12 protein-coding genes are annotated in these 14420 nt (G+C 65.9%); 7 read left to right on the forward strand and 5 right to left on the reverse strand.

What is annotated here, in order from left to right; all coding sequences use genetic code 11:
* The 5 genes from LDO29_RS23165 to LDO29_RS23185 form a co-directional block, all read left to right on the forward strand.
* Positions 1-187 (forward strand): citrate/2-methylcitrate synthase (locus tag LDO29_RS23165; RefSeq protein WP_290369619.1); only part of this gene is annotated, 187 nt, incomplete at its 5' end.
* A 90-nt stretch (positions 188-277) separates the two neighbouring features.
* Complete coding sequence (acnD, locus tag LDO29_RS23170; RefSeq protein ID WP_224082080.1) at positions 278-2890, forward strand: Fe/S-dependent 2-methylisocitrate dehydratase AcnD; 2613 nt, start codon at positions 278-280, stop codon at positions 2888-2890.
* 69 nt (positions 2891-2959) lie between these two features.
* Entirely contained in the window at positions 2960-4153 is a 1194-nt protein-coding gene (prpF, locus tag LDO29_RS23175; protein WP_224082081.1) for a 2-methylaconitate cis-trans isomerase PrpF, read from the forward strand.
* Between the two features lie 47 nt (positions 4154-4200).
* Positions 4201-5643, forward strand: coding sequence for a bifunctional 2-methylcitrate dehydratase/aconitate hydratase (locus LDO29_RS23180; protein WP_224082082.1), 1443 nt, complete (start codon positions 4201-4203; stop codon positions 5641-5643).
* 201 nt (positions 5644-5844) lie between these two features.
* A complete protein-coding gene (locus LDO29_RS23185) occupies positions 5845-6969 on the forward strand; it encodes an asparaginase (RefSeq protein ID WP_224082083.1) in 1125 nt (374 codons plus the stop codon).
* A 174-nt stretch (positions 6970-7143) separates the two neighbouring features.
* Here LDO29_RS23185 and LDO29_RS23190 read toward each other — a convergent pair whose 3' ends face one another.
* Positions 7144-7608 carry a PaaI family thioesterase gene (locus tag LDO29_RS23190; protein ID WP_224082084.1) on the reverse strand — a complete coding sequence of 155 codons (465 nt, stop codon included), beginning with the start codon at positions 7606-7608 and terminating at the stop codon, positions 7144-7146.
* A gap of 196 nt (positions 7609-7804) precedes the next feature.
* Here LDO29_RS23190 and LDO29_RS23195 point away from each other — a divergent pair, with 196 nt between their 5' ends.
* Positions 7805-8047: a DUF1289 domain-containing protein gene (locus LDO29_RS23195; RefSeq protein WP_224082085.1), complete on the forward strand. Its 243-nt coding sequence runs from the start codon at positions 7805-7807 to the stop codon at positions 8045-8047.
* A 15-nt stretch (positions 8048-8062) separates the two neighbouring features.
* Here LDO29_RS23195 and LDO29_RS23200 read toward each other — a convergent pair whose 3' ends face one another.
* The 4 genes from LDO29_RS23200 to LDO29_RS23215 form a co-directional block, all read right to left on the reverse strand.
* Positions 8063-8791, reverse strand: coding sequence for an MOSC domain-containing protein (locus tag LDO29_RS23200; protein WP_224082086.1), 729 nt, complete (start codon positions 8789-8791; stop codon positions 8063-8065).
* Positions 8788-9507 carry a glutamine amidotransferase gene (locus LDO29_RS23205; protein WP_224082087.1) on the reverse strand — a complete coding sequence of 240 codons (720 nt, stop codon included), beginning with the start codon at positions 9505-9507 and terminating at the stop codon, positions 8788-8790. Before LDO29_RS23205 ends, LDO29_RS23200 begins: the two co-directional genes overlap by 4 nt.
* Positions 9508-9576: 69 nt before the next feature.
* Positions 9577-12066, reverse strand: a complete 2490-nt coding sequence (locus tag LDO29_RS23210) for a penicillin acylase family protein (RefSeq protein WP_224082088.1) — start codon at positions 12064-12066, stop codon at positions 9577-9579.
* A 117-nt stretch (positions 12067-12183) separates the two neighbouring features.
* Positions 12184-13614 carry an aldehyde dehydrogenase family protein gene (locus LDO29_RS23215; protein ID WP_224082089.1) on the reverse strand — a complete coding sequence of 477 codons (1431 nt, stop codon included), beginning with the start codon at positions 13612-13614 and terminating at the stop codon, positions 12184-12186.
* A gap of 191 nt (positions 13615-13805) precedes the next feature.
* Between LDO29_RS23215 and LDO29_RS23220 the strand changes: the two genes are divergently transcribed.
* Positions 13806-14420: a hypothetical protein gene (locus tag LDO29_RS23220; RefSeq protein ID WP_224082090.1), complete on the forward strand. Its 615-nt coding sequence runs from the start codon at positions 13806-13808 to the stop codon at positions 14418-14420.

Raw genomic sequence — 14420 nt, forward strand, 5'->3', positions numbered from 1 at the left:
CAGCGCGGTGAGCTATCACATGATGGGCGTGCCGACCGCGATGTTCACGCCGCTGTTCGTGATCGCGCGTACGTCGGGCTGGGCGGCGCACATCATCGAGCAGCGCATCGATAACAAGATCATCCGCCCGAGCGCCAACTACACTGGTCCTGAGAACCTCGAGTTCGTGCCGATCGAGAAGCGTTGATCACATCGCGCTGACTGGGGAACGTGGATCGGGGCGCATGCGCCCTGCTCCACGCGTCCTTGTGCATTACCCCGTATTCCTCCCCACGCCATGAACACTGCACACCGCAAACCACTGCCGGGCACCAAGCTGGATTTCTTTGACGCGCGCGAAGCTGTCGAGGCAATCCAGCCGGGTGCCTATGACAAGCTGCCCTACACGTCGCGCGTGCTGGCCGAGAACCTCGTGCGCCGCTGCGACCCGGCCACGCTGACCGATTCGCTGAAACAGCTCATCGAGCGCAAGCGCGAGCTGGATTTCCCGTGGTTCCCGGCGCGCGTGGTATGCCATGACATCCTGGGCCAGACCGCCCTGGTGGACCTGGCCGGCCTGCGCGACGCCATCGCTGACCAGGGCGGCGACCCCGCCAAGGTGAACCCCGTGGTGCCGGTGCAGCTGATTGTCGACCACTCGCTGGCCGTGGAATGTGGCGGCTTCGACCCTGACGCCTTCGCCAAGAACCGCGCCATCGAGGATCGCCGCAACGAAGACCGCTTCGACTTCATCAACTGGACCAAGAAGGCCTTCCAGAACGTCGACGTGATCCCCCCGGGCAACGGCATCATGCACCAGATCAACCTGGAGAAGATGTCGCCCGTGATCCACGCTGACAAGGGCGTGGCCTACCCCGACACCTGCGTGGGCACTGACAGCCACACGCCGCACGTCGACGCCCTGGGCGTGATCGCCATCGGCGTGGGCGGCCTGGAAGCCGAGAACGTCATGCTGGGCCGCGCTTCGTGGATGCGCCTGCCCGACATCGTCGGCGTGGAGCTGACCGGCAAGCGCCAGCCCGGCATCACCGCCACCGATATCGTGCTGGCCCTGACCGAATTCCTGCGCAAGGAAAAGGTCGTCGGCGCCTACCTGGAATTCCGCGGCGAAGGCGCCTCGAGCCTGACGCTCGGCGACCGCGCCACGATCTCGAACATGGCGCCCGAATACGGCGCCACGGCCGCGATGTTCTTCATCGACGACCAGACGCTGGATTACCTGCGCCTGACCGGCCGCGAGGACGAGCAGGTCAAGCTGGTCGAGACCTATGCCAAGACTGCAGGCCTGTGGGCCGACACGCTGAAGAACGCCGAGTACGAACGCGTGCTGAAGTTCGACCTGTCGAGTGTCGTGCGCAACATGGCCGGCCCGTCGAACCCGCACAAGCGACTGCCGACCTCGGCGCTGGCCGAGCGCGGCATCGCCGTGAACCTCGACCAGGCCCAGGCGCAAGAAGCCGAAGGCCTGATGCCTGACGGCGCCGTGATCATCGCGGCTATCACCAGCTGCACCAACACCAGCAACCCGCGTAACGTGATTGCCGCAGCCCTGCTGGCGCGCAACGCCAACGCGCGCGGACTGACGCGCAAGCCGTGGGTCAAGTCGTCGCTGGCACCGGGATCCAAGGCCGTTGAGCTGTACCTCGAAGAATCGAAGCTGCTGCCGGACCTGGAAGCGCTGGGCTTTGGCATCGTCGCCTTTGCCTGCACGACCTGCAACGGCATGTCGGGCGCGCTGGATCCGAAGATCCAGCAGGAAATCATCGACCGCGACCTGTACGCGACTGCCGTTCTGTCGGGCAACCGCAACTTCGACGGCCGCATCCACCCGTACGCCAAGCAGGCCTTCCTGGCCTCGCCGCCGCTGGTGGTCGCCTACGCCATCGCCGGCACGATGCGTTTCGACATCGAACGCGACGTGCTGGGCACGGACAAGGAAGGCAAGCCGGTGTACCTGAAGGACATCTGGCCGACCGACGAAGAGATCGACGCCATCGTCGCGCAAAGCGTCAAGCCTGAGCAGTTCCGCAAGGTCTATGAGCCGATGTTCGCCGTCACCGCGCAAAGCGGCGAGAAGACCGACCCGCTGTACGACTGGCGCCCGCAGAGCACCTACATCCGCCGCCCGCCGTACTGGGAAGGCGCGCTGGCTGGCGAGCGCACGCTCAAGGGCCTGCGTCCGCTGGCAGTGCTCGGCGACAACATCACCACCGACCACCTGTCGCCGTCGAACGCGATCCTGGCTAACAGCGCCGCAGGCGAGTACCTGGCCAAGATGGGCCTGCCGGAGGAGGACTTCAACTCCTACGCGACCCACCGCGGCGACCACCTGACCGCGCAGCGCGCGACGTTTGCCAACCCGACGCTGATCAACGAAATGGCCGTGGTCGACGGCCAGGTCAAGAAGGGTTCGCTGGCGCGCGTCGAACCGGAAGGCAAGGTCGTGCGCATGTGGGAAGCGATCGAGACCTACATGGACCGCAAGCAGCCGCTGATCATCGTCGCGGGTGCCGACTACGGTCAGGGCTCGTCGCGCGACTGGGCGGCCAAGGGTGTGCGCCTGGCGGGCGTGGAAGTGATCGTCGCCGAAGGCTTCGAGCGCATCCACCGCACCAACCTGATCGGCATGGGCGTGCTGCCGCTCGAGTTCAAGCCGGGCGTGAACCGCCTGACGCTGGGCCTGGACGGCACCGAGACCTACGATGTGACCGGCGAGCGCCAGCCGCGTGCCAACCTCACGCTCGTGATCCACCGCCGCAATGGCGAGCGCGTGGAAGTGCCGGTGACATGCCGCCTGGACAGCGACGAGGAAGTGTCGATCTACGAAGCCGGCGGCGTGCTGCAGCGCTTCGCGCAGGACTTCCTTGAATCCGCAAAAGCGGCTGCTTAAGGTAGCGAAATAAGCGGGCGGTGCGGCAACGTACCGCCCGCTGCAGTTTTGACCAGGACAAAGATTTCCATGGCCCACGTACCCCAGATCAAGATTCCCGCCACCTACATTCGTGGTGGCACCAGCAAGGGCGTGTTCTTCCGCCTGCAGGACCTGCCCGAAGCCGCCCGGGTCCCCGGCAAGGCGCGCGATGCGTTGCTGATGCGCGTGATCGGCAGCCCCGACCCGTATGGCAAGCAGATCGACGGCATGGGCGCCGCCACATCGAGCACCAGCAAAACGGTGATCCTCTCGAAGAGTAGCCGCCCGGACCACGACGTCGACTACCTGTTCGGCCAGGTCTCGATCGACCAGCCTTTCGTCGACTGGAGCGGCAACTGCGGCAACCTGTCCGCCGCGGTCGGCCCGTTCGCGATCAGCGGCGGCCTCGTCGATGCATCGCGCGTCCCTCAGAATGGCACGGCTGTCGTGCGTATCTGGCAGGCGAATATCGGCAAGACCATCATCGCGCACGTGCCCATCACCAACGGCGAAGTGCAGGAGACCGGTGACTTCGAACTGGATGGCGTGACCTTCCCTGCCGCCGAAGTCCAGCTCGAATTCATGGACCCCGCTGCCGAAGAAGAAGGCGACGGCGGCGGCGCGATGTTCCCGACCGGCAACCTGGTCGACGACCTCGAAGTGCCGGGCGTCGGCACCTTCAAGGCGACCATGATCAATGCCGGCATCCCGACGATCTTCGTCAATGCGGAAGCCATCGGCTACACCGGCACCGAACTGCAGGAAGCCATCAACGGCGACCCCAAGGCACTGGCGATGTTCGAGACCATCCGTGCCTACGGTGCCGTGCGCATGGGCCTGATCAAGAACGTCGATGAAGCCGCCAAGCGCCAGCACACGCCCAAGGTCGCCTTTGTCGCAAAGCCGAAGGACTATGTCGCCTCCAGTGGCAAGCCGGTTGGTGCCGGTGATGTGGACCTGCTGGTGCGCGCGCTGTCGATGGGCAAGCTGCACCATGCCATGATGGGTACGGCGGCCGTGGCCATCGGCACCGCCGCGGCTATTCCGGGCACGCTCGTCAACCTGGCGGCGGGTGGCGGCGAACGCAATGCGGTCCGCTTCGGCCACCCGTCCGGCACGCTGCGCGTGGGTGCCGAAGCCAGCCAGGTCAATGGCGACTGGACGGTCACCAAGGCCATCATGAGCCGCAGCGCCCGCGTGCTGATGGAAGGCTGGGTGCGCGTGCCGGGCGACGCGTTCTGATCCGACGCGGCCTGACCGGCCGCTCCTGACCTTTGCCGGAGGCCGACATGCAGTCCACCGGACGTCCCGACCCGGACCAGGTCCTGGTCGACATTGCCGACTATGTGACGCGGTACAAGGTCAGGAGCGGCGTAGCCTATGACACCGCCCGGCTGTGCCTGATAGACACGCTGGGCTGCGGGCTGGAAGCCCTTTCCTACCCCGCCTGCACCAAGCTGCTCGGCCCTGTCGTGCCTGGCACCATCGTCCCGAACGGGGCCAGGGTGCCAGGCACCCAGTTCCAGCTCGACCCCGTCCAGGCTGCCTTCAACATCGGCGCGATGATCCGGTGGCTGGACTTCAACGACACCTGGCTGGCCGCGGAATGGGGACACCCTTCCGACAACCTCGGCGGCATCCTCGCCACCGCCGACTGGCTCTCCCGCACGAATCTCGCTGCCGGCCGCAAGCCGCTGATCATGAAGGACGTGCTCACGGCCATGATCAAGGCCCATGAGATCCAGGGTTGCATGGCGCTCGAGAACGCGTTCAACAAGGTCGGGCTGGACCACGTGGTGCTGGTCAAGGTCGCATCCACGGCCGTGGTCGCGCAGATGCTCGGCCTGTCGTATGACGAGATCATCAACGCGCTGTCGCTGGCGTGGGTCGACGGACAAAGCCTGCGCACGTACCGCCATGCGCCCAATACCGGCAGCCGCAAGAGCTGGGCCGCCGGCGACGCCACAAGCCGTGCCGTACGGCTGGCGCTGATGGCCCGCACTGGAGAGATGGGCTACCCCTCGGCGCTGACCGCGAAGACCTGGGGCTTCTACGATGTGCTGTTCAAGGGGCAGCCGTTCCGTTTCCAGCGGCCCTACGGGTCGTACGTGATGGAGAACGTGCTGTTCAAGATTGCCTATCCGGCGGAATTCCACGCGCAGACGGCAGTGGAAGCGGCCATGTCACTGCACGGCCAGCTCGCCGCGCTTGGCATGTCGGCAGCCCGGATCCGGGCCGTGACCATCCGCACGCACGAGGCCTGCCTGCGCATCATCGACAAGCAGGGGCCGCTCGCCAATCCGGCCGACCGCGACCACTGCATCCAGTACATGGTGGCCGTGCCGCTGCTGTTCGGCCGTCTCACGGCCGAGGATTACGAGGACAACGTGGCTGCCGATCCACGCATCGACCCGCTGCGCGCCCGCATCCGCTGTGTGGAGGACTCCACCCTCACCGCGGACTATCACGACCCCGACAAGCGCGCGATCGCCAATGGGCTGACGGTGGAACTGGACGACGGCACGGTGCTGCCTGAAGTCCTGGTCGAGTACCCGCTTGGCCATCGGCGCCGCCGCGCCGATGGTACCCCCCTGTTAGTCGAAAAATTCCGCACCAACCTGGCACGCCGCTTTCCGCCGCGGCAACAGGACGCCATCCTTGCCGTGTCGCTGGACCAGGCACAACTGGAGCGAATGCCCGTCCATGAATATGTCGACTTGTATGTGATTTGAGTTATCAACTCACCAGGGTCATGCCGAATCGGCATAACCCTGGCATTCCCCCTCCCGCGGCCATTTCTCCTACCTTATAGTTTCAGCCGCTGTCGGCAGCGGCCCTGAAACCCAGGCCGTGCCCGGCAGCCACTGACCGAACATGGACGGCGGCGTCCTGCCCAAAAGGCGCGCCATGCCCTTCCGACACCGAGGAGAATCATGAAACGTCTTGCCCGAACCACGACGCTGGCCGCCGCCCTGCTCGCCGCCAGCCTGCTCACCGGCACCGCCCACGCACAGCTTGCCCCGGCCAGCCAGCCATCGGGTACGCCTGCCGCGGCCCAGGCAGAAGCCCGCAAGGCCAATATCGTCATTATCGGCACGGGTGGCACCATTGCAGGCGCCGGCGCGTCGGCCATCAACACGGCGGCCTACCAGTCGGCGGTGGTGCCCGTCGACAAGATCATTGCTTCGGTCCCGGAGATCTCGAAGGTGGCCAACGTCAAGGGCGAACAGATCTTCCAGATCGGTTCGGAGAGCTTCAACAACGAGCGGCTGCTCAAGCTGGCCAAGCGCGTCTCTGAACTGCTCAAGCAGCCCGACGTGGACGGCATCGTCATTACCCACGGCACGGACACCATCGAGGAGACCTCCTACTTCCTGAACCTTACGCTCAAGAGCGATAAGCCCGTTGTGGTGGTTGGCTCGATGCGCCCCGGCACCGCACTCGGCGCGGACGGCGCGCTGAACCTGTATGACGCCGTGCTGGTGGCTTCGAACCCGGCCTCCAAGGGCAAGGGCACGCTGGTGGTACTGAACGATGAAATCCACACCGGCCGCGACGTGACCAAGAGCAACACGTTCAAGACTGAGACGTTCCGTTCGCCGTTCGGTCCGCTCGGCTATGTGGTCGAAGGCCGTACGCTGTTCTTCCGCCTGCCGGCACGCCCGCACACGGTGCAAACGGAGTTCGACATCGACAAGATCGACAAGCTGCCTGAAGTCGCCGTGGTCTACGCCTACGGCAACGTGAACCCGGCCAGCATCGATGCCGCCGTGAAGAATGGCGCCAAGGCCATCGTCTACGCCGCCACCGGCAACGGCAGCGTCGGCGACTACATGGTCGAGCCGCTGAAGGCCGCGCGCGCCAAGGGCGTGCAGATCGTGCGCGCCTCGCGCACCGGCAGCGGCGTGGTGATCCGCAACGCCGAGCAGCCGGACGACAAGTACGACTGGATCGTCACCGACGACCAGTTGCCGCAGAAAGCGCGCATCCTGATGGCCCTGGCGCTGACCAAAACCAACGACAGCAAGCAGCTGCAGCAGATCATGTGGAAGTATTGAGCTCGCGTGGATACGCCAGTCCTTGTCGTCTTGGGTTGCTGCCGGCCTTCCCGGGCTGGCAGCCAGATGGGCGCGCCGAATTTCCGGCGCGCGTTTTGGTCTGGGCTTTTATCTGTCGGTTAATTGCGTTAATGCAATGAACAGGCGTGGCTTGGCGCCCCGCGCATTGCAGCATCACCCGAACAGCGTGCTGCTCATCAGCGCCTTCGCCACCAGGGTGCCGCCATCCGAATCCTCGGCATACACCTCGACATCGCTGATCACCTGCCGGCGGCCGCGCCGCACCACGCTCGCGACGGCACGAAGGCTGGTACCGTTTGCCGGCGCCAGGTACTGGATACTCAGGGACCCGGTCGCCCCGCCCTTCACCTGCCCGGGGTCGGCGCCAGAGGCTGCGGCAGCGGCACCCGCAATGTCGATCAGCGTTGCGATCACCCCGCCATGGACCGTATTGCCGAGGGTGACGTTTCCGGCGCTGTACGGCAACACCAGTTCGACATGTTCCGGCATCAGCACCTCGAGCTGCACGCCCAGCGTACGCGCGACGGGAGAGCCCATCAGGACCTCCTCCACCATCTGCCGCATGCGCGGATGCGTCACGGCGGGAACAGGAACGGCTTGGGCGACGGCTTCACGCATCTCTGGCTCCTTCGGATCGATGGTTGACGGAATGCAGCGTACTGGGCATGGCGCAGCCGCTCAACGACCTTTGAGGTAATCGGGACGATTCCATGCCGGGCTGGCGGCAAGGGCCACAAGCCTGGCCGCCGGTGAAACCCGGGACGTCCGGGCGGCCCGTTTATAATGCCGGACTGCCTGTCCCTTTCACTTCTGCATGTCGTCCTCCCCCTCCGATTCCGCCCTGCCCGCCGTCCAGTCCGACGCCACGGGACTGGCTGACCGCCCTGACAGCCCCTGCATCGGCATCTGCTCGACGCTGTTCGACGAAATCTGCCAGGGCTGCGGACGCACGGCGGCCGAAGTCAGCAACTGGGTGTTCCTTAGTGATGAGGAAAAGCAGGCGGTCTGGGAACGCATCATCTGCGAGGGCACGGCCCGGCGCTTCCGCCAGGGCTGAGCACGGCCAGCCGCTTCAGCCGCCGGCCAGGCGTTTTTCCATGTCTTCCACTTCATGCCTCGCGACGCGCTGGCGGGCCAGCTTGCGCCAGCTCTCGGCCAACGGCGGCAATTCGGCCATCCCGGCCAATGCGGCGTAGTCCAGGCGATCCACATAGAGCACCCGCAGCAAGCGCGAGAGGCTCCAGTCCGGATACGGACGGCTGACCAGCGTCAGCGCATCGCCCACGCGCAGTTCTCCCTCCTCCAGCACGCGGTAGTACCAGCCCGTGCGCAGGCTCTGCTGCACCGCGCGCGACATTCCCGCATGGCCGAAGCGATGATTGAGCTTCCAGCACGGTTGGCGTGCCTGTGACACTTCGACCAGGGCGGTGCCAAGGCGGAAGCGGTCGCCAATGCAGACGTCCGCTTCGGTCAGACCGGTTGTGCTCAGGTTCTCGCCAAAGGCCCCCGGCGCGGAAAGGACCGTGCCCGCCTGTGTCGAGATTTCCTCAAGCTCGGCCCGCCAGGCCGGGTAATGGTCATACGCATAGTGATGCAGCGCCTTCTCCGGGCCGCCATGGTGCTTCGGGTCGCCCTGGCCATCGCCGGACAGCCCGAGCGCGGCCACCGGCACGGGACCAGCAAGCGGCAGCTTGCCGATGCCGCTCGGCACGCCCTTCGGGCCGAACGGGCGAACCTGGCCGATCAAGACTGTATCGACCGTGACTGCAGGCGGCAACGCTGCCAGGGCTGTCCGGTTCACAGGCCGACCTCGTCCAGCCAGCGCGCGAACATGCGCCGGCCCGCCGCCGCAACCCGCTCGCCGACCTCCGCAGTACGGGCACGGATGGTGCGCGGATCGATGCCAGCCTTGCCCAGCTCAACCGTGTGGCCGATCAGCCAGGCTTCGATATCGCGCGGCAGCACTTCGGGATGGAACTGCAACGCCAGCACTTGCTTGCCGATGGCGTACGCCTGGTTGGGCACTGCAGCGGTCGACGCCAGCAGCTCGGCCCCCTCTGGCAAGTCGAAGGTATCGCCGTGCCAGTGCAGGACTTCCCAATTGGCGGCGGCCAGTTCGGCCAGCGCGGAATCGTGGCCGCGGGCTGTCGGCACAATCGGTGCCCAGCCGATTTCCCGGGTTCCCGGGTAGACGCGTGCCCCACAGGCTCTCGCAATCAGCTGTGCGCCGAGGCAAACCCCGATCGCCTTGCCACCGGCTGCGAGGCGCGCGCGAATCAGCGCGATTTCCTGCTCCAGCCACGGATAGGCCTCGGTCTCGTAGACGCCAATCGGCCCGCCCAGCACCAGCAGCAGGTCGGGCGAGTTGTCAGCGATGGACTGGAGGTCATCCACGCCCGCCTGGAACACCTGCAGGGCGTGGCCGCGTGCGCGCAGCGCTTCGGCAATCACGCCGCCATGCTCAAAGGCGACGTGCTGGATGATGTGGGTGGTACGCGAAGGGGTGGACGTTGCCATGCACGGCTCCTGCCGAGGGGATGGCCCGAAATGGTACCGCCATTCGGCAAGGGACGTCCGACACCGCGGCTATTTGCCGCGACTGGCCCCATCCCGTGTCGCCGCGGGCTCGAGCACCAGCGTGTCGAACGGTTCGCGCACCGGTTCCCGCCGCCGCGCAAGCGTGATGTATTCGACGGCGGCCCACTTGCCAGTCCAGTCCCGGTAGTTCGGCGACACCGGGTTGCCCGACTGCCCGGTCGAGTCCATGAAACGCGACGCATCCAGGTCAGCCAGGTCATAAAGCGCCCGCAGGCTGGCGGCATGCGTGCTCTCGAACGGAGCCTGCTCGTCGCGCAGGTTGTTGCGGCCGACATTGACCGTGTACGTATCGCCCCCCGTCGGCACGCGCAGGTTGAACAGCCCCGACAGGTACGGTTGCTTGCCGAACGGCTTGTGTTCGGAGCGGGCCGCGTGCGCCTTGCCCCAGCGCCATTTGCCCGGGTTATCGCCATAGCGCCGCGACAGGTCGGCGACCGCGAGCGTCCAGGCGTCCGCAACGGCATCGGCGCAGGACTCGTGCTCCGTCGTACCGGACCTGTCGCACCAGAAGCTGCCCAGCGAGCCGGAGCCGGCGGCATTTCGCAGGATGTTCAGCATCGGCTGCTGCACGTTGCGCTGCTCCCACATCCGCATGAACAGCGCCTCGCCCACCTTGTCCTCGAACAGCCGGCGCGACAATTCGCGCAGCCAGGCGGAGATCACGAGCGGCTCCGACGCCCCCGCATCCATGGTGCCGTCCCACTTGCGCAAGGCATCGAAGAGTTCGCGCTCGCGCTGCGGCCGGGTCGTGTCACTGGCCACGGGCGATGCCAGCAGCAAGGGCAGGAAATCACGCACGGCCAGCGAGACCACATCCTTCTGGATCGCGCCGAACGACTCGAACGTATGGCGCGGCACGGCATCGAGCAACGACCGGATACGCTGGTAGCGATACGGCACGGTCCATTCGCTCGTGATGAAGTACGGATAGTCCGTCCCCACGATACGCTGGTTGGCCGTCGCGATGATGCCGCTGGCCGGGTTGTAGGCGCGCGGCAAGTGCTCGAACGGAATAAAGCCATTCCAGTCGTAGCGCGCGTCCCAGCCTGGCGCCGGCGCCAGGCCCTTGAGATCGTTGTCGGCACGGCGCAGCGGAATGCGCCCCGGCGCGATAAAGCCGATGTTGCCATCGACATCGGCATAGACCATGTTCTGCTGTGGCGCGTGGAAGTCCCGCAGCGCCTGCGTAAAGCTGGCCCAGTCCGTGGCCAGGTTCATCTTCAGGCTGGCCTGGAAGGTACGGTCGTCGGGGCGTAGCGCCGTCCACTGGAACGCCACGACGTAGCGCGCACCCAGCGGCGAAGCGGCATTGGCCACGGGCTCGGACACGTCGGAGATGACTGGACCGTGCCGCGTCTGGCGCACCGTCAGCACGACATCCGCCGCGCCTTTGACATGGATGGTCTCGGTACGCGTCACGAACGCCGCCCAGCCGTCCGGTGTCTGGTAGTTGTCGGTGCTGCCCGGCTGCAGGCGTTCGAGGAACAGATCCTGCACGTCCGGCGCAGTATTGGTGAAGCCCCACGCGATGCGCGCGTTATGGCCCAGCACCACCAGCGGCGCGCCCGGCAGTGTGGCGCCCGCCACGTCCAGCCCCGGTGCCTGGAGCCGCGCCAGGTACCACAGGGCCGGAGCCTGCAGGCCCAGGTGCGGGTCATTGGCCAGCATGGGCTTGCCAGACTGCGTATGCGCGCCGGATACCACCCAGTTGTTCGAGCCCATTCCTTCCACGTAGCTGGCCGGCGCCACTTCGCCGACACGGGCGAGCGCCGAGGCGAGCGGCGCCAGATGCCGGTACAGGCTGCCGTAATCCAGCGTCCGAACGGGCCGCTCGCCCGGATACGGCGCCAGCAGCTCACTGATGCGAACAGTAGGCAATGCCTGCGACAGCGACATGCGCAGGGTTTCCTGGGTCCAGTTGCCGCCCAGGTCCCAGGCCATCATGGTCTGCCATCCCAGCGTATCGGCGGGCTCCCAGTGCTCTGGACGCGTACGCAAGATCAGGAACTCCGGCGGCAGCGGCCCTTTGCGCTGGTCGATATAGGCATTCACCCCTGCCGCATATGCCTGCAATGCGGCACGTGTGTCGGGCTCGAGCTGCGCGAAGATGGCCTCGGCGTTACGGCGCACGCCCAGTGTGCGCAGGAAGCGGTCGGTATCGAGCGCCTTGGGGCCGAGGATCTCGGCCAGCCGGCCCGCCACGACGCGCTTGTTCATCTGCATCTGCCACAACCGGTCCTGCGCATGCACGAAGCCCAGCGCGTAGTACGCATCCAGGCGCGAGGCTGCGCGGATGTGCGGCACGGCGTTGCGGTCGCGCACGATCGTGACGCGTCCCTGCAGCCCCGGCAGCGCCAGGGTGCCCGCGGCCTGCGGCTGCGATGCCTGCCGGTACCAGATATAGCCGCCCGCCAGCGCTGCCGCCGAAACCAGTAACAGCACTGCCACCAGCCAGGCCAGCCGTCGGAACCAGCGCATCTGTCATCTCCCCCAGAGGATTCTTGTTTGCCGGCAATTATCGCCACCAATGCGGTCAAATAAGAAGCCCCGCATGCTGCCATGCGGGGCTTTGTGCAGAAATGCCCGTGCGGGCAATCAGGCCGGCTTCTTGAGTTGCAAGGCCTTGTACTCCAGGAACTCCTCTAGCCCGTACCTGCCTGCCTCGCGCCCGTTGCCGGACTGCTTGTAGCCGCCGAACGGCGCCTGCATATTGAACGGGCCGCCGTTGATGTCGACCTGGCCGGTACGGATGCGTCGTGCCACGCGAATCGCACGCGCCTCGTCACCGCCCCACACCCCGCCGCCGAGACCGTAGATGCTGTCGTTGGCGATACGCACGGCGTCTTCCTCCGTGTCGTAGCAGATGATGGACAACACCGGGCCAAAGATCTCTTCCTGCGCCACGATGGCACGCGGCTCCACATTGCCCAGCACGGTCGGCTTGACGAAAAAGCCCTTCTCCAGACCCGCCGGTGTCTCCGGACCGCCCGCGACCAGATCCGCGCCCTCTTCCAGGCCGCGACGGATATAGCCCGTCACACGGTCCTTCTGCACAGCGGAAATCAGCGGTCCGAGCTTGGTGGTTTCCTGCAGCGGGTCGCCGACGGTGAAGCCTTCGACCACCTTGGCGGCAATCGCTTTCACTTCGTCATAACGGCTGCGCGGCACCAGCATTCGGGTGTGCGCCGAGCAGGTCTGGCCGGAGTTCAGGAAGCACGCATTGATAGTGCCCTTGACCGCGGCAGGCAGGTCGGCATCGTCCAGGATCACCGAAGCGGACTTGCCGCCCAGCTCCAGCGCCACGCGCTTGACGGTCTGCGACGCCAGTTCGGACACGCGCTTGCCGGCACGGGTCGAACCGGTGAACGACACCATGTCCACCTCGGGATGGCTGGCCAGCACCTCGCCCACCACCGGCCCGTATCCGGTCACCAGGTTGAACACGCCAGGCGGCAGGCCCGCCGCTTCGATCACCTCGGCCAGCACGAACGCATTGAGCGGAGCCACTTCCGACGGCTTGAGCACCACCGTGCAGCCAGCCGCCAGCGCGGGGGCCACCTTCAGCGTGATCTGGTTGAGCGGATAGTTCCACGGCGTGATCGCCGCCACGACGCCAACCGGCTCGCGCACGACCAGCGAATTGCCGACTTCCTCCTCAAAGGCAAAGCCTTCCAGCAGTTTCGCGGCCTGGCCCCAGTTGTAGACGGGGCCGCCCACCTGGATCGCGCGCGCCAGCTTGATCGGCATGCCAACTTCGCCCGCGATCAGTTGGGCCAGTTCTTCGGTCCGCGCCTTCAGCCCTTCGGCGATTTTCCTGATATAGCCGGCGCGTACCGCCGGCGGCGTGCTGGCCCAGCCGTCAAACGCGGCGCGGGCGGCCTGGATCGCATCTTCCGCGTCGCGCGCGCTGCCTTCGGGGATGCGGCCCATGACCGCTTCGGTGGTGGAGTGGATGACGTCGATCAGCCCCGTGCCGTGCGGGGTGACCCATTTACCGTTTATGAAGAGTTTGTCTCGTTGTTGCATGGCCACAGTTGTCAGATTGGTCAATCAGCGGTTGCAAGTTTTTTGTTACTTTTATGGTGCACGCACATTGTAGAGCGGATTGCGGCGGGCGTTTTTTTGCGCCGCGCAAACGCCGGAACAACAGATGGCGATAATCGGCCGCACCTCAAGGGATCTCGCAAGCGCGGCCGATACATAACAAGGAGCGAGACGTGGTCAATCCGATTTACCGCAAGACAGAAGCCGGCCTTGACGAGATCAAGACCCGCGCACGCAAGCTGGATCACAAGCTCCGCGCCCTGCTGTTGATCGTCAATGGGGAACGGCGCGCACAGGAACTGCTGGCACAGCTCGGCGACATGGGCGTGGGCCCCGAATCGCTCAACCAGCTCCTGCAGATGTCACTGGTCGAACCGGTGCCGGAGCCTGCGCAGACCACACCCGCCGCCGTGCAGGCAGCGCCGCCTGCCGAGGACAGCAATCTCTTCTCGCTGTACGCCATGCGCCGCGTGGAAACCTCGGCGCCCGCGAGCCGGGTTGCAGCTCTAGCTCCGGCCAGTGCCGACACACCATATTCGCAGGCTGAGATCCAGGCCTACCAGCGCCTCTACCACTTCTACACAGAGGTTATCGGCCAGCACCTCGGCCTGCGCGGGTACCTCATGCAGGTCAAGGTGGAAAAAGCCACGGATCTCCCTGCGCTGATCGCCCTGCGCGACCCGCTGCACGCGGCGCTGCTCAAGGCCAAGGGCGAGATTACGGCGAAGGCGATCACCGGGCAGCTCGATGAGATTGTCGAGTCGATCGAGATGCAGGCAGGGGAATAG

The sequence above is a fragment of the Cupriavidus laharis genome (assembly GCF_914271435.1).
Lineage (GTDB): Bacteria > Pseudomonadota > Gammaproteobacteria > Burkholderiales > Burkholderiaceae > Cupriavidus > Cupriavidus laharis.

What these genes read in the sequence shown, in the direction of transcription:
- acnD (WP_224082080.1), top strand. Translation starts at nt 278, where the DNA reads ATGAACACTGCACACCGCAAACCACTGCCGGGCACCAAGCTGGATTTC.
- prpF (WP_224082081.1), top strand. Translation starts at nt 2,960, where the DNA reads ATGGCCCACGTACCCCAGATCAAGATTCCCGCCACCTACATTCGTGGT.
- LDO29_RS23180 (WP_224082082.1), top strand. Translation starts at nt 4,201, where the DNA reads ATGCAGTCCACCGGACGTCCCGACCCGGACCAGGTCCTGGTCGACATT.
- LDO29_RS23185 (WP_224082083.1), top strand. Translation starts at nt 5,845, where the DNA reads ATGAAACGTCTTGCCCGAACCACGACGCTGGCCGCCGCCCTGCTCGCC.
- LDO29_RS23190 (WP_224082084.1), bottom strand. Translation starts at nt 7,608, where the DNA reads ATGCGTGAAGCCGTCGCCCAAGCCGTTCCTGTTCCCGCCGTGACGCAT.
- LDO29_RS23195 (WP_224082085.1), top strand. Translation starts at nt 7,805, where the DNA reads ATGTCGTCCTCCCCCTCCGATTCCGCCCTGCCCGCCGTCCAGTCCGAC.
- LDO29_RS23205 (WP_224082087.1), bottom strand. Translation starts at nt 9,507, where the DNA reads ATGGCAACGTCCACCCCTTCGCGTACCACCCACATCATCCAGCACGTC.
- LDO29_RS23210 (WP_224082088.1), bottom strand. Translation starts at nt 12,066, where the DNA reads ATGCGCTGGTTCCGACGGCTGGCCTGGCTGGTGGCAGTGCTGTTACTG.
- LDO29_RS23215 (WP_224082089.1), bottom strand. Translation starts at nt 13,614, where the DNA reads ATGCAACAACGAGACAAACTCTTCATAAACGGTAAATGGGTCACCCCG.